Source organism: Streptomyces sp. NPDC046712, assembly GCF_040645695.1.
Lineage (GTDB): Bacteria > Actinomycetota > Actinomycetes > Streptomycetales > Streptomycetaceae > Streptomyces.
Map to the genome: position 1 here is coordinate 69317 of NZ_JBEYYW010000031.1, position 24894 is coordinate 94210.

The window sequence follows — 24894 nt, forward strand, 5'->3', positions numbered from 1 at the left end:
GTCGAGGCATGGGTACTCCTGACTTCATCCGCGAACTCCGGGCCAGCGCCGGCCACCAGCTGCTCTTCCTGCCCGGTGTGAGCGCCGTCGTCTTCGACGACCGGGGCCGGGTGCTGCTCGGCCGCCGGACCGACAACGGGATGTGGTCGATCGTCGGCGGCATCGTCGAGCCTGGCGAGCAGCCCGCCGCCTGCGCCGTCCGTGAGGTGTACGAGGAGACCGCCGTACGCTGCGAGGTCGAGCGGGTCGTGATCGTGCAGACCCTGCGCAAGCCCGTCGTCTATCCCAACGGCGACCAGTGCCAGTTCATGGACGTCACCTTCCGCTGCCGCGCCGTCGGCGGCGAGGCCCGCGTGAACGACGACGAGTCGACGGACGTCGGCTGGTTCGAGGTGGACGACCTGCCAAAGATGAAGAGGTTCTCGCACTTCCGGATCGAGCAGGCGCTCGCCGACGAACCCACATGGTTCGACCCCATGCCCCAGAGCTGAAGTATGGGCTCGGCACACATCGGTAGGCGGTGGGGCGCTTCATAAGGTGCGGAGCATGAGCGCCCCCACCACATCAGGTCCCGCACCGGCACAGGTATCGGCACCACTCGCACAGGGCCCTGCCGCGAGCCCGACCCCCGCGCCCGGCTCCGTCCTGCTCGACCTCGCCGGCCGCACGGCGCTCGTCACCGGCGCCGCCGGCGGCATCGGCCGGGCCTGCGCGCTCCGGCTCGCCGCCGCGGGGGCCCGCGTCAGAGCCGTCGACCGGGCGGCCGAGGGTCTTGAGGCGCTCGCCGACGAGGCCGGTGGCCTCGCGGGCATGATCGAGCCACAGCTGCTGGATCTCACCGACCTCGACGCCGCCGAGACCGCCGCCGCCGGCGCCGACATCCTCGTGAACAACGCCGGACTCCAGCTCGTCCGCCCCATCGAGGAGTTTCCGCCGGACGTCTTCCACACCGTCCTCACCGTGATGCTCGAGGCCCCCTTCCGGCTGATCAGAGGCGCCCTGCCGCACATGTACGCCCAGGGCTGGGGCCGGATCGTGAACCTCTCCTCCGTGCACGGCCTGCGCGCCTCCCCGTTCAAGTCCGCCTACGTGGCCGCCAAGCACGGCCTCGAAGGACTCTCCAAGACCGCCGCGCTCGAAGGCGCCCCGCACGGGGTCACCTCCAACTGCGTCAACCCCGGCTACGTCCGTACGCCGCTGGTCGAACGCCAGATCGCCGACCAGGCCGCGGCCCACGCCATCCCGGCCGACCGCGTCCTGACCGAGGTCCTCCTGAAGGACTCGGCGCTCAAGCGCCTCATCGAACCGGAGGAGGTCGCCGAGGCCGTGCTCTACCTCTGCACCCCGCAGGCGTCCTTCATCACGGGAACCTCCCTCACCCTGGACGGCGGCTGGACCGCGCACTGACAGGCCGTTTTCCACAGGGCTGGTGCGATCACCCCTACGACAGGTATCCCTGTGTCCATGTCCCAAGAACAGGTCTCCTACCTGGAACTCCTCGCACGAGGAGCCGCCACGGAAGGCTTCGACCGGCCCGTGCTGCTCGCCCGTGCGAGCGGCGCGGGCCCCGAGGAGCTGGCCGAGCTCGAACAGGCCAAGCAGCTCGCCCTGCGCGTGCGGGCCGAGCTGGAGGGCAGGCGCCGCCGCGAGGCCGAGCTCTCCGCCCTCTTCGAGACCGCCCACGACCTCGCGGGACTGCGCGACCTCGACGCCGTGCTGCGCGCCATCGTCCAGCGCGCCCGCTCCCTGCTCGGCACCGAGGTCGCCTACCTCAGCCTCAACGACCCCGCCGCGGGTGACACGTACATGCGTGTCACCGAGGGCTCGGTCTCTGCGCGCTTCCAGCAGGTCCGGCTCGGCATGGGCGAGGGTCTCGGCGGGCTCGTCGCCCAGACCGCCCGGCCGTACGTCACCGAGAACTACTTCGACGACCCCCGCTTCCAGCACACCGCCACCATCGACTCCGCCGTGCGCGACGAGGGCCTCGTCGCCATCCTCGGCGTGCCGCTGACCCTGGGCAGCCAGGTGATCGGCGTGCTGTTCGCGGCGGACCGGCGCGCCCGGGTCTTCGAACGGGAGCAGGTCGCGCTGCTCGGCTCCTTCGCCGCGCACGCCGCCGTCGCCATCGACACCGCCAACCTGCTCGCCGAGACCCGCTCGGCGCTCGCCGAGCTGGAGCGCGCCAACGACATCATCCGCGAGCACAGCGGTGTCATCGAGCGTGCCTCGGAGGTCCACGACCGGCTCACCGAACTCGTGCTGCACGGCGGCGGGGTCCACGACGTGGCCGCGGCCGTCTCCGAGGTCCTCGGCGGAAGGGTCGAGTTCATCGACACCGGTCTCGACCCCGCCCGGCTCGCCGACGGCCACGCACTGCGCGAGGGCGACCGCTGGGTGGCGGCCGTGTCGGCCGGCGGCGAGACCTTCGGCGCCCTCGTCCTGCACGGCCAGCGCGATCTCGACCCCGTCGACCAGCGCACCCTGGAGCGCGCCGCCCTGGTGACCTCCCTGCTGCTGCTCGCCCGCCGCTCGGCCGGCGAGGCGGAACAGCGGGTACGGGGCGAACTGCTCGACGACCTCCTCGACGCCCCCGACCGCGACCGCCGACTGCTGCGCGAGCGCGCCGCCCGTCTCCGTACGGACATGGACGCACCCCACGTCGTGCTCGCCGCCCGCATCGACCGGGCGGCGGGCTCCGGCGGCGAGAGCGACAGCGGGGTACGGGAGAGCGCGGACCGCCAGCGGCTGTGGTCGGCCGCCTCGCACCTCGCCGCCACCCGGCATGGCCTCGCTTCCGCGCGCGACGGCGGGACGGTGCTCCTGCTGCCGCTCGGCCGGGGGGAGAACGCGGCAGAGCTGGCCCGGCAGACCGCCAAGCACCTCGGCGGCGCGCTGCGCGAGCCCGTCACGGTGGGCGCCTCCGCCCCCGTCGACTCGCCCCTCGCCACACCCGGCCGCGTCGTGACCGCCTATGAGGAGGCCCGGCGCTGCATGGACGCGCTGCGCCTGCTGCACCGCTCGGGCGAGGGCGCCGCCGCCGAGGACCTGGGCTTCCTGGGCCTGCTGCTCGCCGACGCGCGGGACATCGAGGGATTCGTCGACCGCACGATCGGCCAGGTCGTCGCGTACGACGAACGACGCGGCACGGATCTGGTCCGCACGATGGACGCCTACTTCGCGAGCGGGATGAGCCCAGCCCGTACGAAGGACGATCTGCACGTCCACGTGAACACGGTCGCCCAGCGCATCGAGCGGATCGGCCGCCTCCTGGGCCCCGACTGGCAGTCTCCCGCCCGGGCCCTGGAGATCCAGCTGGCCCTGCGCCTGCACGCGATGTCGGCCGCCGTCACCCGCTGAACGGCGGGGACGTGCCGCGTCGGTGAGATCCGAGCTGTGCCCCTGCCCGAGCGACCGCGAGCTTCACCGTGGGCATGGGCGTCCCGCAGCACCTCAAGCCGGGCAGCCAGGGGACGTCGCCGACACCCAGCGGCCCCCTCCGCCGAGTGGGCGAAGGGGGCCGGGCTTGCGGTCGGGGCGGGGGTCCGGTCAGGCGTCGGCGCGGACCGGGGCAGCGGCCTGCGGGGCGTCCTCGGCGACCTCGGACAGGTCACGGTTGCGGGTCTCGCGGGCGCAGGCGATCGCGACGACCGTGAGAAGCGCGGCGGCGATCACGTACAGGGCGATCGGCGTCGAGGAGCCGTAGTCGGCCAGCAGCGCGGTGGCGATCAGCGGGGCGGGGGCGCCGGCGGCGACCGAGGAGAACTGCGCGCCGATGGAAGCGCCCGAGTAGCGCATCCGGGTCGCGAACATCTCGGAGAAGAAGGCGGCCTGCGGTGCGTACATCGCCCCGTGCAGGATCAGACCGACGGTCACGGCGAGCAGCAGCGCCCCGAAGGTGCCCGAGTCGATCAGCATGAAGAACGGGAACATCCAGGCGCCGACACCGACCGCGCCGATCAGATAGACGGGGCGGCGGCCGATCCGGTCCGACAGCGCGCCCCAGGCCGGGATGACGGCGAAGTGGACGGCGGAGGCGATGAGGACGGCGTTCAGCGCGGTCTGCTTGGAGAGCCCGACCTGGGTCGTCGCGTAGACGAGGATGAACGCGGTGATCACGTAGTAGGAGATGTTCTCCGCCATGCGGGCACCCATCGCGATCAGCACATCGCGCCAGTGGTGCTTGAGCACGGCGATCAGCGGCATCTTCTCGACCTGCCCGGCCGCGGCGGCCTTGCGCTCCTCGGCGGCGGCCAGCGCGGCCTTGAACACCGGCGACTCGTCGACCGAGAGCCGGATCCACAGACCCACGATCACCAGCACACCGGAGAGCAGGAACGGTATGCGCCAGCCCCACGAGAGGAACGCGGAGTCGGAGAGAAGCGCGGTGAGCGCGGACAGCACACCGGTCGCGAGCAGTTGCCCGGCCGGCGCGCCGGTCTGCGGCCAGGAGGCCCAGAACCCGCGCCGCTTGGCGTCCCCGTGCTCGGAGACGAGCAGCACGGCCCCGCCCCACTCACCGCCGAGCGCGAAGCCCTGCACCAGACGCAGCGCGGTCAGCAGCAGGGGAGCGGCCGACCCGACTGTCGCATGGGTGGGCAGCAGACCGATCGCGAAGGTCGCGCCACCCATCAGCAGCAGGCTCAGGACCAGCAGCTTCTTGCGTCCGAGCCGGTCGCCGTAGTGCCCGAAGACCAGCGCCCCCAGCGGCCGGGCGGCGAACCCGACCGCGTAGGTCAGGAACGAGAGCAGCGTTCCGACCAGCGGGTCGGAGTCGGGGAAGAAGAGCTTGTTGAAGACCAGCGCGGCGGCCGAGCCGTAGAGGAAGAAGTCGTACCACTCGATAGTTGTGCCGATGAGGCTCGCGGCGACGATGCGACGGAGGTTGGAGGGTTGTGGGGGAGCGGTCGTGGGGGAGGACATCGGCACCACTTCCTGGCGTGTGACGGGGACGTTTGCGTGTTGCCACACCGTAGAAACACGCAGGTCACCGACGTATGTGGTGGGACACCATAGTTCTCACTGCCGGAGTGCGCGTGCCCACCATGGGGCACGGCCGGAGTCTCTGTGCGGCACCTCGGCGAACGCTGGCTTCTCCATGAGGTGCGCCACAGAGGTGGACCTCCCCCTTCCGCATCCGGCGCCCGCTTTGGTAGACGTGGCGGAACCTGTTCGATTCCGCCCGAAAGCACCCACCATGAGCCAAGGCCCCGACCCCGACCACGTCACCTTCACCATCGACCTCACCGTCGAGGAGGCCCGCCGCCGAGCCGAGGTCGTGGCGGCACTCGGGCCCGCCTGGGATCCGGTGGCCGTCCTGCGCGACGAGGAGGCCGCGCACGCCCTGCTCTACTCGGGCCTGGACGCCGAGCAGCAGCGGATCCACGCCATGCTGGTCGCCGCGGGTGTGCTGCCCGGACAGGAGCCCGGCCATGCGGCTTCCCATTGATCCCCAGGCCGACCGGGCCCGCCGCGCCTGGGTCGCCTGCCCGGGCTGCGACGACGCCCGTGACTGCTCGCACTGCGTCCAGCGCCGCAACTGTCCGGAACACTGGCGCTACCTGATAGCCAACAAGGGGCCCAAGGTCCATCTGCAGTGCCCGAACTGCACCCACACATGGACCCTCGACACGTCCCGCGACCGACGCCGCGACACCCGCGGCTGACTCAGCAGATCCGCGGCAGCTGCTCACCCAGCGGCATGTCCACCACCCGCGTGCCACCGAGGCCGGTACGGGCGACCACCATGCCCGGATGCGCCTCGACGGCCTCGCCGATCACGGCCGCCCCGGCGCCCAGCGGGTGCGCGCGCATCGCGGCGAGCACGGCGTCGGCCTGCTCACGTGGGACGAAGGCGACCAGCTTGCCCTCGTTCGCCACGTACATCGGGTCGAGGCCGAGGACCGCGCACGCGCTGGCCACGGGGGCGGGGACGGGGACGGCCCGCTCCTGAACGACGACGCCCGTGCCCGACGCGGCCGCGATCTCGTTCAGCGAGGCGGCGAGCCCGCCGCGCGTGGGGTCACGCAGGACATGCAGGTCCGTGGTGACCGCGAGCATCGCGTCGACCAGCCCGCCGAGCGCCGCGCAGTCGCTCTCGATCTCCACGCCGAACTCGAGCCCCTCACGCACGCTCATGATCGCCACGCCGTGGACGCCGATGGCGCCGCTGACGATCACCACGTCGCCGGGTGCGACGCGCTGCGGCCGCAGGTCGACACCGGGCGGGATCAGACCGATCCCCGAGGTGTTGATGTAGACACCGTCACCGTGCCCCGCCTCCACCACCTTCGTGTCGCCCGTGACGACCTCCACGCCCGCCGCGCGTGCCGCCGCACCCAGAGCGTTCGCCACACGGGTGACGACCTCGGTCTCCACCCCCTCCTCCAGGATGAAGCCGCAGGAGAGATAGGCCGCGCGGGCCCCGCTCATGGCGAGGTCGTTCACGGTGCCGTTGACGGCCAGGTCGCCGATGCTGCCGCCGGGGAAGAACAGCGGGCGCACCACGAAGGAGTCGGTGGAGAACGCCAGCCGTGCGCCGCCGAGTTCGACGGCCGCCGCGTCCGTGGTGACCGAGAGCGAGGGTCCCCCGAAGGCCGGCGCGAAGATCTGCTCGACCAGTTCGGCGGAGAGTGCGCCGCCTCCGCCGTGCCCCATCACCACACGAGGCTGGTCCCGCAGCGGTGCCGGGCACGTCCAGGCGAGCATGTCGGGTGCCTGTCCCCGGGGGGTGTCGCGAGTGAGCTCAGACAACGGAACTGCCCTCCAGGGAAGGAGACTTCTGCGAAGGGGTGCCGAGTTCGAGCCGCCGGTAGAGGTAGTACGCGGCGCACGCCCCCTCGCTCGAAACCATCGTGGCGCCCAGCGGGGAACGGGGAGTGCAGGTCGTTCCGAACGCCTCGCACTCGTGGGGCTTGAGCAGCCCTTGCAGCACCTCGCCGCTACGGCACTCGGCCGGCTCGCGCGTGGTGATCCCCTCGACGGAGAACCGGTGCTCGGCATCGTACGCGCGGTACCGCTCCGAGAGCCGCCAGCCGCTGTCCGGGATGATGCCGATCCCACGCCACGCGCGGTCCGTGACCTCGAACACGTCGTCCAGCATCGCCCTCGCGGCCGGGTTGCCCTCCGGCAGCACCGCACGCGGATAGGCGTTCGCGACGGTGTGCTCCCCGCGCTCCAGCTGGAGGACGGTCCGTCGTACGCCTTCGAGGATGTCCAGCGGCTCGAAGCCGGTGACGACGATCGGCACCCGGTGGCGTTCGGCGAGTTCGGGGTACTCCGCCGTACCCATCACGCTGCACACGTGCCCCGCCGCGAGGAAGCCCTGCACGCGGCAGTCGGGGGACCGCATGATCGCCTCGATCGCGGGAGGCACCCGGACGTGGGAGACGAGCAGGCTGAAGTTGCGGATGCCGAGCTTGCGCGCCTGATGGACCGTCATCGCGTTGGGCGGTGCCGTGGTCTCGAACCCGATGCCGAAGAAGACCACCTCGCGGTCCGGGTTCTGCTCGGCGATCCGCAGCGCGTCCAGCGGGGAGTAGACGACCCTGACGTCACCACCCTGCCCACGGACCTGGAAGAGGTCCCGGTCGGTGCCGGGGACGCGCAGCATGTCCCCGAAGGAGCAGAAGATGACGCCGGGGCGGGACGCAATCTCCAGCGCCTTGTCGATCACTTCGAGCGGCGTCACGCACACCGGGCAGCCCGGTCCGTGGATCAGCTCCACCTCCGGCGGAAGCAGCTGGTCGATCCCGTGCCGGATGATGGTGTGGGTCTGGCCGCCGCACACCTCCATCAGAGCCCAGGGCCGGGTCACCGTCGCGCGGATCTCGTCGAGCAGGCGCCTGGCCAGCTCGGGATCCTGGAACTCGTCGATGTACTTCACCGCCGCACCTCTCCGGCGACGCCGTCCCGCGCCGGCCGCTCGTTGCCCGTCGCTTCGGCGGCCTCCCACGGGTCGCCGAACTCCTCCTGGAGCATGCCGAGGCTCTCGAACAGCTCCAGCGTCTTCCTTGCCGACTCCTCGTCCAGACGCTGCAGGGCGAACCCGACGTGGACGATGGCGTACTCACCCGGCTTCAGATCCGGCAGGTACTCCAGGCACACCTCCTTGACCACGCCGCCGAAGTCGACGGTGGCCATCCGGGTGCCGTCCCGGTCCTCCACGTCCAGCACTCTTCCGGGTACCGCCAGGCACATGGGTGTCTCCTCACTGTGGCTCTCGTCTGGGCGTGCCGGAGGCCGACCGGTCGGTGACACGGGCGGCCACGACGAGCTGGCCGAGTGCCAGACCGCCGTCGTTCGGAGGGATCAGTCGATGGCGCAGCACGGTGAAGCCGTCCTCCCGAAGTCCCTGGGCGCAGGCCGAGGAGAGCACCGTGTTCGCGAACACCCCGCCGGTCAACGCGACGGTCTCCACGCCGGTTTCGCTCCGGGCCCGGTCGCAGACCGCCCGCACCAGTCGCGCCACGGCGTGGTGGAAGCGTGCCGCGACGACGGCCGCCGAGGTGCCGGCGAGCACGTCGTGCGCCACTGCCGCCAGCAGGGGTGCGGGGTCGGCGGTGAGCGGGACACCGTCCCGCCGCGGGCCCAGCCGGAACGTGTAACGCTCGTCCTCCGCCGTCACCGGGGCGCGCAGTGCCGCGGCCTCCAGTTCGATCGCGGCCTGCGCCTCGTAGCCGGCGTTGTGGCAGATCCCCGCGAGGGAGGAGACGGCGTCGAAGAGACGCCCCATGCTGGACGTGGGGACGCAGTTGAGGCTCCGCTCCAACTGCCTCTCCAGGACGGTCAGTTCCTCGGTCGGGCAGGCACGCGCGCACGGCAACCCGGGGTCGGCGGCCAGGCCCGCGGATCGCAGGTGTGCCAGGGCCATGCGATAGGGCCGCCGTACGGCCGCGTCACCGCCGGGCAGGGGTACGTAGGCAAGGTGCGCGAACCGCGTGAACGCGGCGTAGTCCGCGAGGAGGAACTCTCCGCCCCACACGGCGCCGTCGAGACCGTAGCCGGTGCCGTCGAAGGCCACGCCGATGACGGGCCGGGTGCCGTCGAGGCCGTTCTCGGCCATCGCGGCCGCGACGTGGGCGTGATGGTGCTGCACAGGGACGACGGGCCGCCCGGCGGCCTGCTGCCGGGCCCAGCGGGTGGACCGGTAGGCGGGGTGGCGGTCCGCGGCGAGCAGTCCGGGCCGTACGCCCGTGACGGACTCCAGCTGCCGCTCGGCGGAGGTGAGGGCGAGCTGCGTGGCGAGGTCGTCCATGTCGCCGATGTGGGCGGACAGCCAGGCCCGGCGTTCCTCGCCGAGGCAGAAGGTGTTCTTCAGGTCCCCTCCCACCGCGAGGGCGGGGGCGACCGCGACGGGCAGGGAGACCGGCAGCGGAACGTACCCCCGGGAGCGGCGCAGCGTCAGCTGTTCGCCGTCGCAGACGCGGACGACGGAGTCGTCGCAGGGCACGTGGATGGGGCGGTCGTGCAGCAGCCAGGCGTCCGCCAGACCGGCGAGCCGGGTCAGGGCCTCCGCGTCGTCGGTGACGATGGGTTCGCCCGAGAGGTTGCCGCTGGTCATGACCAGCAGCCGGGGGCCCTCCCCGGGGTCCGGTGCGCCGAGGCCGAGAAGCAGATGGTGCACGGGGGTGTACGGGAGCATGATGCCGAGGTCCGGGCTGCCGGGGGCCACCGCCTGCGCCGGGGCGGCCCCGTGTCGCGGCCGGGCGTCGGCGCGGCGCCGCAGCAGGACGACGGGCCGCACGCTGCCGCCGAGGAGCTCGCGTTCGAGCGGGCCGAGATGCACGAGGGGCTCGATGTCGGCGAGGTCCGCCACCATCATCGCGAACGGTTTGTCACCACGTGCCTTGCGGCGGCGCAGTTCGGCCACCGCGTCGCCGTCGGTCGCGTCGCAGGCCAGGTGGTAGCCGCCCAGACCCTTGACGGCGAGGATCGCGCCGGCCGCGAGCATGCGGCGGGCGGCGGCGACCGGGTCGGTTCCGGGGTCGTGGGTGGCGCGGGGGCCGCCGGGCGCGGTGACCAGGCGCAGCCGGGGGCCGCAGTCGGGGCAGGCGACGGGCTGGGCATGGAAGCGCCGGTCCGACGGGTCCTCGTACTCCCGGGCGCAGTCCGGGCACATCGGGAAGCCGGCCATGGTGGTCTGGGCCCGGTCGTAGGGCATACCGGTGACGATCGTGAACCGGGGGCCGCAATGCGTGCATGTGATGAAGGGATGCAGATGACGCCGGTCGTCGGGATCCGCGAGCTCGGCGAGGCACGCGTCGCAGGTGGCGGTGTCGGGCGGGACGAGAGTGCGGACGGCGCCGCCCTGCGGAGAGGGCACGATGGTGAATCCGCTGCCGCCGCACGCGGCCACGTCGGCGGTCTCGACGGACTCCACCCGGGCCAGGGGCGGCGCGTCGGGGGCGATGCGGGCGCAGAAGGCGGCGACGTCGGCGGGGTCTCCCTCGACCTCGGCGACGACGCCGTCGACCGTGTTGGTGACATGTCCGGCAAGGCGCAGCTCGGTGGCGAGACCGTAGACGTACGGCCGGAATCCCACGCCCTGCACGACGCCGCGGACGACCACACGGCTCCGCCGGGAAGCCGTGGCGGCTGCGGGAGCCCCGGGCCGAGCCGAGGTCACGCGCCGACCCGGGCCATCACCGGCGTGTGCACCCGGGTGCCCTCGGCCGCGTCCAGGGCCCGGTCCAGCAGGACGCCGGCGCCCCGGCCGTCACGTACCGAGGTGAGAACGACCTCGACGCCCGGATTCACCTGCTCCACGTTGCGGCGGAACGCCGTCTCGTCGAACTCCGCGGCCTCGGCCAGGTCCGACTTGGTGACGATCACCAGTTGCGCGAGACCGAACGCGGAGGGGTACTTGAGGGGCTTGTCCTCGCCCTCGGTGACCGAGGCGAGGGCGACCCGGAGGGACTCGCCGAGGTCGTAGCCGGCGGGGCAGACCAGGTTTCCGACGTTCTCCACGAACAGCAGCCGGGTGTGGGCGGGCAGCCACTCGTGCAGATGGCGGGCGACCATGTCGGCCTCGAGGTGACAGAGGCCGTCGGTGAGCACCTGCTTGACGGGCGCTCCCGAACGGGCCAGGCGCTGGGCGTCGTTCTCGGTGGCGAGGTCGGCGGTGAGCGCGGCGGCGCTGACGCCCCGTTCGCCGGCCAGCCGCAGCTCGCGTTCCAGCAGGGCGGTCTTACCGCTTCCGGGGCTGGAGAGCAGATTGACCACCGTGGTGCCGCGGGCGGTCAGTTCGGTGCGCAGGATCTGCGCCGCGGCCTCGTTCTTGGCCAGGACGGCACGCTGGAGATCGACGGCTCGGCACATGCTCAGCTCTCCTCGGTGATCGGTTGGCGGTGGCGCTCTCCGGCGGCGGGGTCGGCCCATCGGACTTCCCGGATCCGCAGTTCGCGGCCGGACACAAGCTCGCCGGCCGCGGCGCCGCAGCCGGGGCAGAGCAGCCGCGGAGGCATGCCGACCGCCCAGGTCTCGGCGCACGGCTCGCAGCGCGCCCGGCCAGGGACGGTGTGGGTGATCAGCTCGGCGCCTTCGACGACGGTTCCGGCGCAGGCGAGTTCGAAGCAGAAGGCGAGGGCGTCGGCGACGATGCCGGCCAGCTCGCCCACGTCCAGTCGGATGCTGCTGACGCCGACGGCCCGGCGGGCTTTCGCCGCCGCCTCCACCTGGTCGACGACCGCGACCGCGACGGACATCTCGTGCATCGGTCTCCGTCCTGGGCGCGGGGGTGTCTCTCGGGCGCCATTAGAGGCCGGGCGGGCAGTGGGAACCGCCTGGCGCGCCGGGATCGCACGGCGGTGTCGTCCGTTCGGTGCAGCCGCGGCGGCGTGTGGGGCCGCCGCGGGGAACGGGACACGGACGCTTCGGTGGCGTGGGCGTCGGTGTCGCGCGGCATCGGTGTCGCGTCGGCGTTGCGGGGATCGGAGCGCGGACGCGTCGGTGTCGGTGTCGCGGGGACGGAGCGCGGACGCGTCCGTGCTCCTCCTCGGCGGGTCACATCCTGCTGATGCGCAGATAGCGCCGTACGTCGGGGAGGACTCCCGCGATGGCGGCCATGACGGCCAGGGCGGCGGTGACGGCGGCGGCGGTGCCGAGGACGGTCTTCTGCATGGTGCACTCCGTTTCGGTCTTCATACGGCGGCTTCCTGGCGGACGAGTTCGGTCACCATGCGCACGGCCCCGGGCACGGCGGCGGCGACCCGTGGGCTGAGCCCGATGCCCTCGTCCAGGCAGTCCGGTTCGCAGCCGACGACGAGGATCCGCCGTGGCGGCGCGGCTCCGGTGCCCGCGCAGAGGGTGCCGAGCAGGGCGAGGACGGTGTCGGGAGTCATCCGGTGGCCGTCGAGGGGAGCGGGTCCCTCACCGGAGGCCGGCTCACCGGGTGTCGCGGCGTCGATCAGGTACAGGGTTCCCGGCTCGCCGCCGCGGGCGGTGACGTCGACCAGGACGAGGGTGTCCCAGCCGTCGAGGAGCTGGTACGCGAGGTGGACGCCGCGGACACCGACGTCGACGAGTTCGACGGACGGCGGGAGTTCCTCCCGGGCGAGCCGCCGCAGCGTCTCGACCCCGAAGCCGTCGTCGCCGAGGAAGATGTTGCCGACCCCGGCCACGAGCGTGCGGGCCGTGCCGGACGCCGGGCTGTTCACTCGTCCTCCAGGGGTTCGACCTCGTCGGGCTGGAAGTAGAGGAACCGGCCCTGTTCGCGGCGGATGTCTGCGCCCGGGTCGTCCTCCACGGTCACGGCGATGTGCACCCCGCCGTCGACGTCGTGCAGGACCGCCTCGACGAGCGCGGTGCGGCCGGCGAGGAACAGGTCCTGGGCGTCGGTGCGGCGCAGCCGTGGTCGCAGGACGACCCTGCTGCCCGCGCGGACCTGGTGTCCGTCGACGAGGACGTGGTCGCGTCCCGGATCGACGCCGGTGTCACCGCCCGGGTCCCACCAGGGGGTGTCCGGTTCGAGGATGTTGCCCGCGGGTTCCTGCGGTCCGGTGACCTCCCGGAGGCTCCGTACCGCCCCGTGCAGGCGTTCCAGCACCTCGGGCGGCATGGTGTCGGCGAGGTCGATCACGGCCGCGGCGCGGGCGTCGGTCCCCCGGGCCTCGCGTTTCTCCTCGTCGGTGAGGGCCGCGGTGCGCAGGGCGAGGATCTCGTCGATCTCGGTGGCGTCGTAGAGGGCGCCGGGGCTCTCGGGCGCGATGGCCGGGTGGTCCTCGAGGATGATCGGCGAGGAGAGCATCAGGTCGTCCCGCCCGGGTTCGCCGGCCAGGACGGGCCAGGTGTGCAGATTGCGGCAGGCGGCGACGGCGCCCTTGGCCCACTCCGGCGGGTCGGTCATGGACAGGAACGACCCACCGTCGAGGCGGAGCAGCGTATGTGTGGCGACCAGCGAGTACGGCAGCGCCGCATGGCGGTCCGCGGTGTGCTCGGCGGTCCAGGTGCTGGTGTTCTCCACCGTGAGCGACAGGCGCTTGACGCGGTACGGGCCGTCGAGCTCGGCCGCCGCGATCCGCAGCACGCCGCTGATCTCCTCGCGTCGGCGCACCAGTCGGCCGAGGACGCGTCCGTCGGCGCCGGTGACCTCTTCCACCTCGTCGGCGGCGGGGCGGGTGAAGGGCTGGACAACGCCGTCGCCGTCCAGTTCGGCGACGGGGACGACGAGCGTGACGGTCTCCTCGACACCCTCGTCCCAGGCCATCAGAACCCGGTCCGCCAGGCGCAGTTCGGTGGTCGGCGCGAAGGTCCCGTCCTCACAGAGTTCCTCGACCGTCCGCCGCTGGGCGCGCAGGAAGCGGACCTCCACGGCGAGTTCGGCGCCGGTCCTCGGCTCCATGAGGCACTCGGTGTGCTGGAAGTCGTGTTCCTCGGCGGCGGCGCTCCAGGACGGCGGGACGATGACGCCGAACTGCCAGCGGAGCCGGTTCTTCGCGGCCGACGCCCGGTACGGATAGAGCACGTACCCCTCGAAGAGGACGGCGTCGGCGACCTGCCGGGCGACGGCGAGCCTCGCCTCGGTGTCGGGCGTGAAGGCGACGCTGGTCATCGTGTCCTCTCCCCGGCCGCTTCGAGCAGGGTCTCGACGGTGGCCTGCCAGGACGTGAGGGCCCGGCGCGATCGGTAGGCGAGCAGGGCGTCCATCGCGTCGCTCGGCAGCCGGATCCAGCCGCAGCCCGGGAAGTGCTGGTCGATCGCCTCCCGCCACACCTTCACGGGCATGCGGTGGCTGACCTCCTTGTCCCAGGGCACGGGCTCGACGTGGAAGCCGCCGACGCCGGTGAAGGCGGTGCCGGAGAACAGCAGGAGCAGTGGCACATCGCCCTCGGAGAGCGCCCGGAAGTAGCGGGTCGCGGCGATGTCGATGTCGTAGGTGCACGGCACGACGAGGTCGGTCTCGATCTCGTCGGTGAAGCCGGGGACCATGACGGAGACCTGGGCGAACTGCACCGGGTTGAGACTGCTGCCCCACCGCGAGCGCTCGCCGAACAGGTCTCCCAGGGCCTCGGCCTCGGTGTCGTCGTATCCGCGCCGGGCCGGTTCGATGCGGATCTGGCAGCGGAGCGCGAGGGCGTGCACGCGAGTGCCGCCGGACGCGGTGATCCTGAGCCGGAAGACGAGTGTGGGCCCGGCCGCGTAGGCGTCGGCCCGGACACCGGTGCAGCTGAAGGAGAACTCGGTCACGGACGGCTCCCCTGCGGTTCACGGGCCAGACCGCGCACATGCGCGAAGAGGGCGTCGAGGTCGGCGCGCGCCTCCGCGCCTCCGTCGAACCCCTGCCAGTGCAGTCGCATGCGGCCGACCAGTTCGTAACAGATGTCGATCGGCACGAGGAAGCACTCGGTGCGGCCCTCGTGACGGCGCATCAGGAGTGCTTCCACGTCGGGTTCGAGCTCGGTGGCGAGCCGGGTGGCGTCGAGGAGCGTCTGCCAGGCCGACTCCTCCAGTTCGCTCTCGGTGGCGCCGGCGGGGCTGGGGTAGAACGCCACCGGCCGGTCGAGAGCGGAGTTACGGAAGAAGAAGGCGACCGAGACCGGGATCCGCAGCGCCTCCCAGGCCCGGTCGTCGACGCGGTGTGCGGGGTCGCTCAGGTGGCGGCCCGGCACCGCGCGGAAGCGGCCCGGGGACGCGCCGGAGTGGGTCATGAGCTGCGCACACGGGCCGCAGGCGCAGACCAGGGCCCGCTTGTCGATGTCGACCAGATGACGGTGGCGCTCCCCGTCCAGGGGCACGCCGCACAGTTCGCAGCGCTCCTCGCGGGGTGGCGGCGGGGTGGTGAACCGGCGCAGGCCCGTGGGCCGAGGGGAGCGCACCGCGCCGGTCGGGGGCCCGTTCATGACGCCGTGGCCGGTGAGCGGCCGTCCGCGCCCGCGAGCGGGGGACGGGTCCCGATCTGGAGCAGCGCGGGCTCCCTCGGGGCGGCCGGCTCCAGCTGGACGTCGGTCACCTCGGGGGCGAAGCAGGCGAGGGCGTCCATCGCCGCCTGCCGCGTGGACTCCACGGTGCTGCCGCAGCCGCAGCCGGACGAGGCGGTGGGCCGCAGCCGCAGCACGCCGGTCGACGGGTCGAACCCGGCGTTCTCGACGGGCTGCGGCAGGCGGGACAGGGCGCGGTCGATGCGGGTCGGCGCGTCCTCGGGGTGCAGCTCGTGCAGCGTGAGGAGGCTGGCGACGAGTTCGTCGGCCAGCAGGGGGCTCAGCGGGTCGGCGGGCGGCCGGGCGCCGGAGCGCCCGAGGAGGTCGACGACACGGGCGAGCCCGCTGCCGTAGAACTCCATGAGGACGCGCACGACCTCCTCGGCCGCCGCGCAGGCGGCGGCGTCGCCGTTCTCCGCCAGTCGGTCGAGGACCTCCTCGACCCGTCGGCCCGCCTGTTCGGCGGTGGTCGCGGTCATCCCGCCAGACCGCTCAGGCCGGTGGGGACGTGCATGGCCTTCACGGTCCTGCCGTTGCCCGTGTACATGTGGACGCCGCACGGCAGGCAGGGGTCGAAGCTGCGCACGGTGCGCATGATGTCGATGCCCTTGAAGTTCTCCGGCGTGTTCTCCTCGAAGATCGGGGTGTTCTGCACCGCGTCCTCGTACGGGCCGGGGGTGCCGAACGTGTCCCGGGTGGAGGCGTTCCACGGGGTGGGCGGGTACGGGTGGTAGTTGGCGATCTTGCCGTCCCTGATGACCATGTGGTGGGAGAGGACGCCCCGGACGGCCTCGGTGAAGCCGACACCGATGGACTCGTCGGGCACCTCGAACTTCTCCCAGGTCTGGGTGCGTCCGGCGCGGACCTCCTCCAGGCCCTTCTCTGCGCAGTGCAGGGCGACGGCCGCCGCGTACGCCTGGAAGTACGTCCGGGCGCGGTTGCGCTCCAGGGCGTTGCTCCACTGCGGGATCCTCCACTCGAAGGTGGTCTCCGGCTTGGTCATCGTGCGGGGCAGGTTGATGACGACGCTGTGCCCGGTGGCCTTCACATAGCCGATGTCGACGAGGCCGGACAGCGCGGTGGACCAGAGGCGGGCGATCGGGCCGCCGCCGGTGTCCAGCGCCAGGTGGTCCTTGCCGTCGAACCACCGCGGGGACATGACCCAGCTGTACTTGTCGTCGAAGTTGCGCTTCTGCGGGGCGGGGATGGTGTGCTGGTTCCACGGGTGGCGCGGGTCGACCGGATTGCCCAGCGGGTCGTGGGTGACGAACTGCTCCTGGCCCTGCCAGTCCTCGTAGTACGAGCTGCCGAGCAGGATGCGGATGCCGAGGTTGATCTGGGTGAGGTCGTTGGTCACCAGCTTGCCGTCGACGATGACGCCCGGGGTGACGAACATCCGCCGGCCCCAGTCGGTCATGTTGGCGTAGGTGAAGTCGCAGTGCTCGGGGTCGTTGAGCGCGCCCCAGCAGCCGAGCAGCACGCGCCGTCGGCCGACCTCCTCGTAGCCGGGCAGCGCCTCGTAGAAGAAGTCGAAGAGGTCGTCGTGCAGCGGGACGACGCGCTTCATGAACTCCACGTAGCGCATGAGCCGGCTGAGGTAGTCGGTGAACAGCTGCACCGACGCGATGGTGCCGACGCCTCCGGGGTAGAGCGTGGAGGGGTGGACATGGCGTCCCTCCATCAGACAGAACATCTCGCGGGTGTAGCGGCTGACCTGGAGGGCCTCGCGGTAGAACTCGCCCTCGAGGGGGTTGAGCGACCGCATGATGTCGGCGATCGTGCGGTAGCCGTGCTCCGCCGCGTGGGGGGCCTCGGTGCGCTCGGCGAGCTCCAGGACCCCGGGGTTGGTCTCGCGGACCATCTTCTCGCAGTAGTCGACCCCGACCAGGTTCTCCTGGAAGATGTTGTGGTCGAACATGTACTCGGCGGCCTCGCCGAGGTTGATGACCCACTCACCGAGGTGCGGCGGCTTCACGCCGTACGCCATGTTCTGCGCGTACACGGAGCACGTGGCGTGGTTGTCGCCGCAGATGCCGCAGATGCGGCTGGTGATGAAGTGCGCGTCGCGGGGGTCCTTGCCCCGCATGAAGACGCTGTAGCCGCGGAAGACGGACGATGTGCTGTAGCACTCCGCGACGCGCTTCTGCTTGAAATCGATCTTCGTGTGGATGCCGAGGCTGCCCACGATCCGGGTGATGGGGTCCCAGGCCATCTCCACCAGTCCGGAGCCGTCACCCGTCGCCTTCGTCGGAGATGCCATGATCGTTGAAGTGCCCTTCGTCAGCTTTTCTTGTCACGAACAGGGGGGCGGGAGGGTCTTGCAGGGAGGAGCGGTACCGGTCACCAGGGCGGCCGGTAGCCGGTGGTGATGCGTTCGCCGGTGTGCCGCCACTTCGGCTCCTTGTCCACGGTCTTGGCCGTGATGGTGCGGAGCCGGCGGATGACGGAGCCGTACACGCCGCTGGCGGCGCTGGAGACCTTGCCGCCGGGAGGTTCGTCCATGAACGGCATGAACTTGTCCGGGAAGCCGGGCATGGTGCACGCGATGCAGATGCCGCCGACGTTCGGGCAGCCGCCGACACCGTTCATCCAGCCGCGCTTGGGGACGTTGCACTTGACGACCGGCCCCCAGCAGCCCAGCTTCACCAGGCACTTGGGCGAGTCGTACGTCGTGGCGAACTGGCCCTGCTCGTAGTAGCCGGCACGGTCGCAGCCTTCGTGCACGGTCGCGCCGAACAGCCAGGTCGGCCGGAGCTTGTCGTCCAGCGGGATCATCGGCGCGGAGCCGGCGGCCTGGTAGAGCAGGTACGTCAGGGTCTCCGCGAAGTTGTCCGGCTGGATGGGACACCCGGGCACGCAGACGATCGGGATGCCGGCCTGCGACTTCCAGTCCCACCCGAGGTAGTCCGGCACACCCATGGCACCGGTGGGGTTGCCCGCCATGGCGTGGATACCGCCGTACGTGGCACACGTACCGATCGCGACCACCGCGAGGGCCTTGGGCGCCAGCCGGTCGATCCACTCGCTCGTGGTGATGGGCTGGCCGGTCTCCGGGTTGTCGCCGAAGCCGCACCAGTACCCCTCCTGCTTGATGGCCTCGTTCGGGATCGATCCCTCGATCACCAGCACGAACGGATCGATCTCGCCCCGTTCCCCCTTGAAGAACCATTCAATGAACGTGTCGGAGCCGCCCACCGGGCCGCACTCGAAGTCGATCAGCGGCCAGTGCACCGCGATCCTGGGCAGCCCCGGGAGCCCGGAGAGGGCGATCTCCTCGATGCTGGGCTGCATGGCGGCGGTCAGCGCCACCGAGTCGCCGTCGCAGCTCAGACCCGCGTTGATCCAGAGGATGTGGATCGGCTTCTCTTCGGTGCCGACGGCGGCACCCTGCTCCTCGGCCGGGGCCGGCGTTACTGCGCTCATGGAGTCGCCTCCTGGAGGGTGGGGCACGGGCTGTTCGCCGGGCCCACGTTCTTGCTCAACAGTCGGCCTGTCCGGGCGCACCCGCATCCGCGCTGTCCGGGGAATGGGGGAACGAAGCCTCCTTACGGACGAACGCCCGGCGGAGTGCGTGATAGGGCGCGGCGGGGTCGTCGAAGGTCCGCCGCATCCGGGAGAGCTCCTGTGCGCGATGGGCCGCGAGGGGGGAGACGGCCTCCCGGCGCTCGTGCTCCGCCTTCTTCGCCGCGACACGGAACGTGACATGGGGACGGGAGGCCAGGTGGGCGGCCAATCGGGTGATCTCGCCGGTGAACTGCTCGGGCCCGCAGTCGACGACCCGGTCGACGAGGCCCATGCTCAGCGCGGCCGCCGCGGAGACGGGCCGGGCGTCCTCGGTGAGCCGTGCGGCGAGGGCGTCGCCCACCCTGCGGGGGAGCGTGTGGGTCCAGTACTCCGACCCGTACAGGCCCATCCGCCGGTAGTGCGGGTTGAGCACCGCGCCCGTGCGGCACCAGACCTCGTCGGCGGCGAGGGCGAGCATGAAACCGCCGGCGGCGGCGTTGCCGCCGATCCCGCTGACGACCAGCCGGTCGGTCGTGGTGAGGACCGCCTCGACCAGGTCGTTCATGGCGTTGATGTTGGCCCAGGACTCGGCGGCCGGATCGGCCGCGGCCTCGATGACGTTCAGATGGATGCCGTTGGAGAAGAAGTCGCGCTGTCCGCCGAGCACGAGGACGGAGGTGGGCCGCGTACAGGCGGTCCGGTAGGCGTCGAGCAGGCGACGGCACTGGCCGGTGCTCATCGCTCCGCCGGGGAACGCGAAGGACAGCACCCCGACCGGCCCCTGCTCCCGGTACCGGATGTCGGACCAGGTCCGCGCCTCGTTCGGCGGACGGGTGGGCGCGGGCAGCTCGGGGAGTGCGGGCAGCCGTCCCGCGAGAGCCAGGGTGGCGGGGAGCTTGCAGGCACGCGGCCGACCCGCGCCGGCGCGGGCGCGGATCTCCGGGATCCACACGGCGCCGTCCAGCGTGGCGCGGCAGACCGCGCCCGCACGGGTGGCGAGCAGTTCGCCGGGTCGGCCGCGCAGTGTGTCCTCCGCGTGGCCGCCGTGCAGGAACCACTCGGCGCCGAGCAGCTCGTCACGGACGCCGGGCTGCGAGTCGGCTGCCCGCAGGGTCCGCAGGACGGTCTCCGTGGTGTCGTCGCCCCAGGAGATCCGGCGCTCGTCCTGGCGGAGGACGGGGCGGGCCCGGATCACTCCCGTCTGCGGACGCGGTACGGCCCCCGCGGCGACCCGCTCGACGGCGAGGAGCACGGCGGCGACCGCCGCGTCGGACAACTCGTTGCGGTACAGATCGCTCTTGCCCACCTCCGGGACGCGGAACTCTGCGCTCGCCCAGACGTCGCCTGCGTCCATCTCCTCCTCGGCCTGGAGGACGGTGACGCCCCACTCGGTGACGCCCTCCTGGATCGCCCGGTCGAGGGAGGAAGGACCGCGGTCGCCCACCGGCCCCGGGTGCACGATCAGGCAGCGGTACGCCGTCCACACGTCCCTGGGCACCACGGCCTTCAGCATGGGGGCGACGACCAGGTCGGGAGCATGGCGCAGAACGGCCTCACGCACGGCCGGGCTGTCGGGCGTGACCTCGACGGAGACGGAGTTTCCGCGGTCCCGCAGCTCGACCAGAACACGCTGGGTGAGGCTGTTGAAACTGCTGGCGACGAGCAGAATGCGCATGGCGGCCCTTCCGGGTTGCTGTGGACGCCGAGTCCCTGGGGACGGCGATCCACCGACCGCCTGCGATCATCGGGCACCACGGCGCGTGGACCAGGGGGGCGGAGCCCGCACCTCACTCGTTCGAGGTCCGCGTCCGGCTGATTGGCGGGACTCCCGCCGGTCGCCGCGACCGCCGCCGCCCCATGCCACGGACGTGGGTGCGGCCGATATGACGGGTCACGCGGCCCATGGGAAAATTGAGGTCCCACGGTACGCCGCTGCGTACCTCTCCCACGGGACAGGCAGGTCGGCTCATGGCCGAGAAACCGAAGTCCTCCAAGCCGTCGCGCGGCGACGAACCGAGCCGCGACCGCATGGCGGGGCGCCATGGATGGTCTCCCGACGTGGACGAGACCCGGCAGCAGGACAATCCCAGTGCCGAACGGTCCTTCCACGCGGAGAAGCACGCACCTCCCGCCGGCAAGGGACGGAAGATCTCCGAGGAGGAATCCGGGAGCGTCCCTGGCGACACCGCGCGGAGTGATTCACGCCGCGGTGAGAAGCAGGCGGGCAAGTCGCAGAAGGGCATGCACGACACGGGCCGCAGGGGCCGGTCACAGCGTCCCAGCGGTACGAAGGACGACTCGGCGTTTACCGGCGTGAACCCCGACGACGACTCCTCGGAGCCCCGCCCGGGCTGAACATGACGAGGTCGCCTCGCCGGCCGCCTGCGCAGGGGTCTGCGCGGCGGCCGGCCTTCCGGCCTCGACAGGGACCGCTAAGGGGCGGTCACCAAGGGCGCGGCGAGTTCGCCCAGGACTCGGGCCGCCGGAGCCGGGTCGGTCAGCCACTTCAGATGGCTGCCCTCAAGCGTGCGGACGTCGTACGGGTTGTCCGGTGTCAGCGCGTTGCCCTCGCGGATCAGCCGGTCCTGGAGGGCGAGCGGCATGCTCGTGTCGTCTGCGAGACGCACATAGGTCTTCGGGATGCGGCCCCACGTCGTGGCCTGTGCCCGGTCGGCGGAGGTGCCGACGTCCAGGTTCTCGTCGGGCTGGAAGGTGTTCAGGAAGGTCAGGAACTCGTCGTCGGTGCCGTCGGCGAGGAAGGCCGCCTTGAAGGCCGCGAGGGCGTCCGGATCCGCGGTGCGGAAGTTGACGCGGAGCAGGCCGAGTTCAGCCGGGTTCCCGGCCATCGCGAGAGCCAGGGAAGCGGCGTCGACCGTGGCCATCTCCGGCTGGGCGTAGTAGTCGCTGACGTCGAGATCGACGGGGCACCAGGCCGAGACGTAGACGATCCGGTCGATGAGGTCCGGCCGTGCGTTGGCCGCGGCGGTCGCCGTGACGCCGCCGCGACTGTGCGAGACGAGGATCACGGGGCCGTTGCGCTTGGCCCGTTCCAGGATCCCGATCAGGTGCGCGGCGTTGTCGGCGAGCGTGACGCCCTTGATCGAGCCGGGTGTGGCGGCGAGCCCTTCGAGATCCTGCGGCGCCTGATAGGCGCGCGGGTAGGTCGCCGAGAATCCGTGTCCGGGCAGGTCGACGGCGACCGAACGGTGCCCGAGGAGGCCGAGTTCGGCCTGGAGCGGTGCGAAGGAGAAGGAGTTCGCGAAGGCGCCGTGAACCAATATGAAGGTCGGTTGCATCTGCCTCACACTACTCAAGCAAGATCATCCGCACTACCGGGTGGAACGTCCCGGTCGGCCGACGGGCGGCCGACCGGGACGTCGGGCTCAGGCGAGGTCGAACCGATCGAGGTTCATCACCTTGTCCCACGCCGCCACGAAGTCACGCACGAACTTCTCTCCCGCGTCGTCGGACGCGTAGACCTCCGAGAGCGCTCGGAGCTGGGAGTTCGAACCGAAGATGAGGTCCACGGCGGTGGCGGTCCACTTGACCTCGCCCGTGGCGCGATCCCGGCCTTCGAACACGTTCTCGTCCGAGGCCGACGCCTTCCACTCCGTGCCCATGTCGAGCAGGTTGACGAAGAAGTCGTTCGTCAACGCCTCCTGTCGGTCTGTGAAGACGCCGTGGGGGGAACGCTTGAAGCCGGCGTTCAGGGCCCGCATGCCGCCGACCAGAACCGTCATCTCGGGAGCGGTCAGCGTCAACAGGTTGGCGCGGTCCAGGAGGAGCGTCTCCGGCGACAACTTCTCGCCCGCCCGGAGGTAGTTGCGGAACCCGTCCGCCCCGGGCTCGAGCACGGCGAACGCCTCCACGTCCGTCTGCTCCTGCGAGGCGTCCGTGCGCCCCGGCGCGAACGGGACCGTGATGGCGTGCCCCGCGTTCTTCGCGGCCTGCTCGACGGCCGCGCACCCGCCCAGAACGATCAGGTCGGCGAGCGACACCTTCTTTCCGCCGGTCTGTGAGCCGTTGAAGTCCTGCTGGATTCCCTCGAGGGTCCGCAGCACCTCCGCCACCTCGGGCAGGTCGTTGACCTCCCAGTCCTTCTGCGGCGCGAGTCGGATCCGTGCCCCGTTGGCCCCACCACGCTTGTCGGTGCCGCGGAAGCTCGCCGCCGACGCCCAGGCCGTCGTGGCCAGCTGGGAGACGGACAGTCCCGAGGCGAGGATCGTGCGCTTGAGCGCAGCGATGTCCGCGTCCCCGACCAGCTCGTGATCCACCGCCGGGACGGGGTCCTGCCACAGCTGCGGCTCGGGAACCCACGGGCCGAGGTAGCGCGAGGCGGGCCCCATGTCGCGGTGCAACAGCTTGTACCACGCCTTGCCGAACGCCTCCGCGAGCTGGTCGGGGTTCTCGTGGAACCTCTTCGCGATCGGCGCGTAGATCGGATCCAGCTTCAGCGAGAGGTCCGTCGTCAGCATCATGGGCGCGTGCCTTTTCGACGGATCATGGGCATCGGGCACGGTGTCCTTGGCCGAGGGATCCGTGGGAGTCCACTGCTTCGCGCCGGCCGGACTCGTCGTCAGCTCCCAGTCGTACCGGAACAGGTTGTCCAGGTACCCGTTGTCCCACTTGGTCGGCTCGGAGGTCCATGCTCCCTCGAGCCCACTGGTGAGCGTGTCGGCGCCCTTGCCGCTGCCGTACGTGTTCCGCCAGCCGATGCCCTGCTGCTCGATGGGGCAGCCCTCGGGTTCCGGACCGATGTACGAGGGATCGACCGCACCGTGGCACTTGCCGAACGTGTGGCCGCCGACGATGAGCGCCACGGTCTCCTCGTCGTTCATCGCCATGCGCCCGAACGTCTCGCGAATGTCCCTGGCGGCCGCGATCGGATCCGGGTTGCCGTTGGGCCCCTCCGGATTGACGTAGATCAGGCCCATCTGCACGGCGCCGAAAGGACCGGCGAGTTCCCTTTCGCCGCTGTAGCGCTCATCTCCGAGCCAGGCGTCCTCGGGACCCCAGAAGATCTCCTCGGGCTCCCAGATGTCCTCTCGACCGAAGCCGAACCCGAATGTTTTGAACCCCATCGATTCCATGGCGCAGTTGCCGGCGAAGACCAGAAGATCGGACCAGGAGATTTTCCGGCCGTATTTCTGCTTGACCGGCCAGAGCAGACGGCGCGCCTTGTCGAGGCTCGCGTTGTCCGGCCAACTGTTGAGGGGGGCGAAGCGCTGAGCGCCGGAGCCGCCGCCGCCCCGGCCGTCGGCGATGCGGTACGTCCCCGCCGCATGCCAACTCATCCGGATGAAGAGGGGCCCGTAGTGGCCGTAGTCGGCGGGCCACCAGTCCTGCGACGCCGTCATCACCTCGAAGACGTCGCGCTTCAGCGCGTCGACGTCGAGGGTCGCGAACGCTTCCGCGTAGTCGAAGTCCTCGTCCATCGGATTGGAGTGGGGCGAGTGCTGGTGGAGAACCTGAAGGTCCAGCTGATTCGGCCACCAGTCCCGGTTCGTCCTGGGGCGAGTCGGCGTGGGGGTGGGGGAGGGGATTACCGGGTTCTCGCTTTCGCTGCCGGACACGTCCATCCTTCTTCCTGTCGCGGTGTTTCCATGTGCTGGCTGAATCGTCGGCGTCCGTATGGTTGCGCACCGTGGACCGCACGGCTGAGATAACACGCAGAGCACTCCCGTGTAACAAGGAGTCAGAGTCCGAATCGGCCCGTCGGCGCGAGAAGTCCGCCGGAGCCGAAGTTGAATAGGTGAACCGATATGAGTGACCTGCTGGAGCGGCTGCGTGGGCGTGGCTGGCGGATGACTTCCCAGCGGCGTGTCGTCGCGGAGGTCCTCGACGGCGAGCATGTGCATCTCACGGCCGACGAGGTGCACGTGCGTGCGGCGCGAAGGCTGCCGGAGATCTCCCGGGCGACGGTCTACAACACGCTGGGTGAGCTGGTCTCGCTCGGTGAGGTCGTCGAGGTCTCCAC

Annotated in this window: 25 protein-coding genes; 7 read left to right on the top strand and 18 right to left on the bottom strand. The window is 71.3% G+C overall.

Features of this window, described 5'->3' with window-relative positions; genetic code table 11:
* Positions 1-8: 8 nt before the first annotated feature.
* Genes ABZ939_RS31220 through ABZ939_RS31230 form a run of 3 tightly spaced genes read left to right on the top strand, consistent with a single transcriptional unit; the run spans position 9 to position 3357 of the window.
* Positions 9-491 carry an NUDIX domain-containing protein gene (locus ABZ939_RS31220; RefSeq protein WP_361862585.1) on the top strand — a complete coding sequence of 161 codons (483 nt, stop codon included), beginning with the start codon at positions 9-11 and terminating at the stop codon, positions 489-491.
* A 55-nt stretch (positions 492-546) separates the two neighbouring features.
* A complete protein-coding gene (locus tag ABZ939_RS31225; RefSeq protein WP_361862588.1) occupies positions 547-1407 on the top strand; it encodes a 3-hydroxybutyrate dehydrogenase in 861 nt (286 codons plus the stop codon).
* A 57-nt stretch (positions 1408-1464) separates the two neighbouring features.
* The gene (locus ABZ939_RS31230; protein WP_361862591.1) at positions 1465-3357 is read left to right on the top strand and encodes a GAF domain-containing protein; all 1893 of its coding nucleotides are present in this window, start codon (positions 1465-1467) and stop codon (positions 3355-3357) included.
* Between the two features lie 189 nt (positions 3358-3546).
* Here ABZ939_RS31230 and ABZ939_RS31235 read toward each other — a convergent pair whose 3' ends face one another.
* Positions 3547-4920 carry an MFS transporter gene (locus ABZ939_RS31235; RefSeq protein ID WP_361862593.1) on the bottom strand — a complete coding sequence of 458 codons (1374 nt, stop codon included), beginning with the start codon at positions 4918-4920 and terminating at the stop codon, positions 3547-3549.
* A gap of 274 nt (positions 4921-5194) precedes the next feature.
* Here ABZ939_RS31235 and ABZ939_RS31240 point away from each other — a divergent pair, with 274 nt between their 5' ends.
* Together ABZ939_RS31240 and ABZ939_RS31245 are read left to right on the top strand one after the other, a co-directional pair.
* Positions 5195-5446 (top strand): DUF6400 family protein, encoded by a 252-nt coding sequence (locus tag ABZ939_RS31240; RefSeq protein WP_361862596.1) that lies wholly within the window; start codon positions 5195-5197, stop codon positions 5444-5446.
* Positions 5430-5663, top strand: a complete 234-nt coding sequence (locus tag ABZ939_RS31245) for a hypothetical protein (protein WP_361862598.1) — start codon at positions 5430-5432, stop codon at positions 5661-5663. The genes ABZ939_RS31240 and ABZ939_RS31245 overlap by 17 nt, the downstream gene beginning before the upstream one ends.
* Before the next feature lies 1 nt (position 5664).
* Here ABZ939_RS31245 and hypE read toward each other — a convergent pair whose 3' ends face one another.
* The 15 genes from hypE to ABZ939_RS31320 form a co-directional block, all read right to left on the bottom strand.
* Positions 5665-6705 (bottom strand): hydrogenase expression/formation protein HypE, encoded by a 1041-nt coding sequence (gene hypE / locus ABZ939_RS31250; RefSeq protein WP_361862601.1) that lies wholly within the window; start codon positions 6703-6705, stop codon positions 5665-5667.
* 37 nt (positions 6706-6742) lie between these two features.
* A complete protein-coding gene (hypD, locus tag ABZ939_RS31255) occupies positions 6743-7882 on the bottom strand; it encodes a hydrogenase formation protein HypD (RefSeq protein ID WP_361862604.1) in 1140 nt (379 codons plus the stop codon).
* Positions 7879-8196 (bottom strand): HypC/HybG/HupF family hydrogenase formation chaperone, encoded by a 318-nt coding sequence (locus tag ABZ939_RS31260; protein WP_361862607.1) that lies wholly within the window; start codon positions 8194-8196, stop codon positions 7879-7881. The genes hypD and ABZ939_RS31260 overlap by 4 nt, the downstream gene beginning before the upstream one ends.
* A gap of 10 nt (positions 8197-8206) precedes the next feature.
* On the bottom strand, positions 8207-10567 hold the full coding sequence (gene hypF, locus ABZ939_RS31265; protein ID WP_361862610.1) for a carbamoyltransferase HypF: 2361 nt from the start codon (positions 10565-10567) through the stop codon (positions 8207-8209).
* 53 nt (positions 10568-10620) lie between these two features.
* Positions 10621-11316, bottom strand: a complete 696-nt coding sequence (gene hypB, locus ABZ939_RS31270) for a hydrogenase nickel incorporation protein HypB (protein WP_361862613.1) — start codon at positions 11314-11316, stop codon at positions 10621-10623.
* A gap of 2 nt (positions 11317-11318) precedes the next feature.
* Entirely contained in the window at positions 11319-11711 is a 393-nt protein-coding gene (locus tag ABZ939_RS31275; RefSeq protein WP_361862616.1) for a hydrogenase maturation nickel metallochaperone HypA, read from the bottom strand.
* 289 nt (positions 11712-12000) lie between these two features.
* A complete protein-coding gene (locus ABZ939_RS31280) occupies positions 12001-12141 on the bottom strand; it encodes a hypothetical protein (RefSeq protein WP_361862619.1) in 141 nt (46 codons plus the stop codon).
* Positions 12138-12653, bottom strand: coding sequence for a hydrogenase maturation protease (locus ABZ939_RS31285; protein ID WP_361862622.1), 516 nt, complete (start codon positions 12651-12653; stop codon positions 12138-12140). The genes ABZ939_RS31280 and ABZ939_RS31285 overlap by 4 nt, the downstream gene beginning before the upstream one ends.
* Positions 12650-14047: a hypothetical protein gene (locus tag ABZ939_RS31290; RefSeq protein WP_361862625.1), complete on the bottom strand. Its 1398-nt coding sequence runs from the start codon at positions 14045-14047 to the stop codon at positions 12650-12652. Before ABZ939_RS31290 ends, ABZ939_RS31285 begins: the two co-directional genes overlap by 4 nt.
* Positions 14044-14682 (bottom strand): DUF6084 family protein, encoded by a 639-nt coding sequence (locus ABZ939_RS31295; RefSeq protein WP_361862628.1) that lies wholly within the window; start codon positions 14680-14682, stop codon positions 14044-14046. The genes ABZ939_RS31290 and ABZ939_RS31295 overlap by 4 nt, the downstream gene beginning before the upstream one ends.
* Positions 14679-15335, bottom strand: a complete 657-nt coding sequence (locus ABZ939_RS31300) for a DUF5947 family protein (protein WP_361862631.1) — start codon at positions 15333-15335, stop codon at positions 14679-14681. The genes ABZ939_RS31295 and ABZ939_RS31300 overlap by 4 nt, the downstream gene beginning before the upstream one ends.
* Complete coding sequence (locus ABZ939_RS31305) at positions 15332-15892, bottom strand: hypothetical protein (protein WP_361862634.1); 561 nt, start codon at positions 15890-15892, stop codon at positions 15332-15334. Before ABZ939_RS31305 ends, ABZ939_RS31300 begins: the two co-directional genes overlap by 4 nt.
* Entirely contained in the window at positions 15889-17673 is a 1785-nt protein-coding gene (locus tag ABZ939_RS31310) for a nickel-dependent hydrogenase large subunit (RefSeq protein ID WP_361862637.1), read from the bottom strand. The genes ABZ939_RS31305 and ABZ939_RS31310 overlap by 4 nt, the downstream gene beginning before the upstream one ends.
* A gap of 80 nt (positions 17674-17753) precedes the next feature.
* Positions 17754-18836, bottom strand: coding sequence for a hydrogenase expression protein HypE (locus ABZ939_RS31315; RefSeq protein ID WP_361862640.1), 1083 nt, complete (start codon positions 18834-18836; stop codon positions 17754-17756).
* Positions 18837-18891: 55 nt separating this feature from the next.
* Positions 18892-20592, bottom strand: coding sequence for a hydrogenase maturation protein (locus ABZ939_RS31320; RefSeq protein WP_361862643.1), 1701 nt, complete (start codon positions 20590-20592; stop codon positions 18892-18894).
* Between the two features lie 293 nt (positions 20593-20885).
* Between ABZ939_RS31320 and ABZ939_RS31325 the strand changes: the two genes are divergently transcribed.
* Positions 20886-21272, top strand: a complete 387-nt coding sequence (locus ABZ939_RS31325) for a hypothetical protein (RefSeq protein ID WP_361862646.1) — start codon at positions 20886-20888, stop codon at positions 21270-21272.
* Between the two features lie 77 nt (positions 21273-21349).
* On the opposite strand, the gene ABZ939_RS31330 is transcribed toward ABZ939_RS31325, so the two are convergent.
* Together ABZ939_RS31330 and katG are read right to left on the bottom strand one after the other, a co-directional pair.
* Positions 21350-22213, bottom strand: a complete 864-nt coding sequence (locus ABZ939_RS31330) for an alpha/beta fold hydrolase (RefSeq protein ID WP_361862649.1) — start codon at positions 22211-22213, stop codon at positions 21350-21352.
* 87 nt (positions 22214-22300) lie between these two features.
* Positions 22301-24496 carry a catalase/peroxidase HPI gene (gene katG / locus ABZ939_RS31335; RefSeq protein ID WP_361862652.1) on the bottom strand — a complete coding sequence of 732 codons (2196 nt, stop codon included), beginning with the start codon at positions 24494-24496 and terminating at the stop codon, positions 22301-22303.
* Positions 24497-24679: 183 nt separating this feature from the next.
* Here katG and ABZ939_RS31340 point away from each other — a divergent pair.
* Positions 24680-24894: transcriptional repressor (locus ABZ939_RS31340; RefSeq protein ID WP_361855627.1), on the top strand; the 215-nt coding region annotated here is incomplete at its 3' end.

Coding starts and splice junctions, on each gene's coding strand:
- hypB (WP_361862613.1), bottom strand. CDS start 11,316: ATGTGCCGAGCCGTCGATCTCCAGCGTGCCGTCCTGGCCAAGAACGAG.
- ABZ939_RS31305 (WP_361862634.1), bottom strand. CDS start 15,892: ATGACCGCGACCACCGCCGAACAGGCGGGCCGACGGGTCGAGGAGGTC.
- ABZ939_RS31280 (WP_361862619.1), bottom strand. CDS start 12,141: ATGAAGACCGAAACGGAGTGCACCATGCAGAAGACCGTCCTCGGCACC.
- ABZ939_RS31275 (WP_361862616.1), bottom strand. CDS start 11,711: ATGCACGAGATGTCCGTCGCGGTCGCGGTCGTCGACCAGGTGGAGGCG.
- ABZ939_RS31330 (WP_361862649.1), bottom strand. CDS start 22,213: ATGCAACCGACCTTCATATTGGTTCACGGCGCCTTCGCGAACTCCTTC.
- ABZ939_RS31220 (WP_361862585.1), top strand. CDS start 9: ATGGGTACTCCTGACTTCATCCGCGAACTCCGGGCCAGCGCCGGCCAC.
- ABZ939_RS31245 (WP_361862598.1), top strand. CDS start 5,430: ATGCGGCTTCCCATTGATCCCCAGGCCGACCGGGCCCGCCGCGCCTGG.
- ABZ939_RS31230 (WP_361862591.1), top strand. CDS start 1,465: ATGTCCCAAGAACAGGTCTCCTACCTGGAACTCCTCGCACGAGGAGCC.
- ABZ939_RS31225 (WP_361862588.1), top strand. CDS start 547: ATGAGCGCCCCCACCACATCAGGTCCCGCACCGGCACAGGTATCGGCA.
- ABZ939_RS31290 (WP_361862625.1), bottom strand. CDS start 14,047: ATGACCAGCGTCGCCTTCACGCCCGACACCGAGGCGAGGCTCGCCGTC.
- ABZ939_RS31260 (WP_361862607.1), bottom strand. CDS start 8,196: ATGTGCCTGGCGGTACCCGGAAGAGTGCTGGACGTGGAGGACCGGGAC.
- ABZ939_RS31315 (WP_361862640.1), bottom strand. CDS start 18,836: ATGAGCGCAGTAACGCCGGCCCCGGCCGAGGAGCAGGGTGCCGCCGTC.
- ABZ939_RS31310 (WP_361862637.1), bottom strand. CDS start 17,673: ATGGCATCTCCGACGAAGGCGACGGGTGACGGCTCCGGACTGGTGGAG.
- ABZ939_RS31300 (WP_361862631.1), bottom strand. CDS start 15,335: ATGAACGGGCCCCCGACCGGCGCGGTGCGCTCCCCTCGGCCCACGGGC.
- hypE (WP_361862601.1), bottom strand. CDS start 6,705: ATGCTCGCCTGGACGTGCCCGGCACCGCTGCGGGACCAGCCTCGTGTG.
- ABZ939_RS31320 (WP_361862643.1), bottom strand. CDS start 20,592: ATGCGCATTCTGCTCGTCGCCAGCAGTTTCAACAGCCTCACCCAGCGT.
- ABZ939_RS31235 (WP_361862593.1), bottom strand. CDS start 4,920: ATGTCCTCCCCCACGACCGCTCCCCCACAACCCTCCAACCTCCGTCGC.
- ABZ939_RS31240 (WP_361862596.1), top strand. CDS start 5,195: ATGAGCCAAGGCCCCGACCCCGACCACGTCACCTTCACCATCGACCTC.
- ABZ939_RS31325 (WP_361862646.1), top strand. CDS start 20,886: ATGGCCGAGAAACCGAAGTCCTCCAAGCCGTCGCGCGGCGACGAACCG.
- katG (WP_361862652.1), bottom strand. CDS start 24,496: ATGGACGTGTCCGGCAGCGAAAGCGAGAACCCGGTAATCCCCTCCCCC.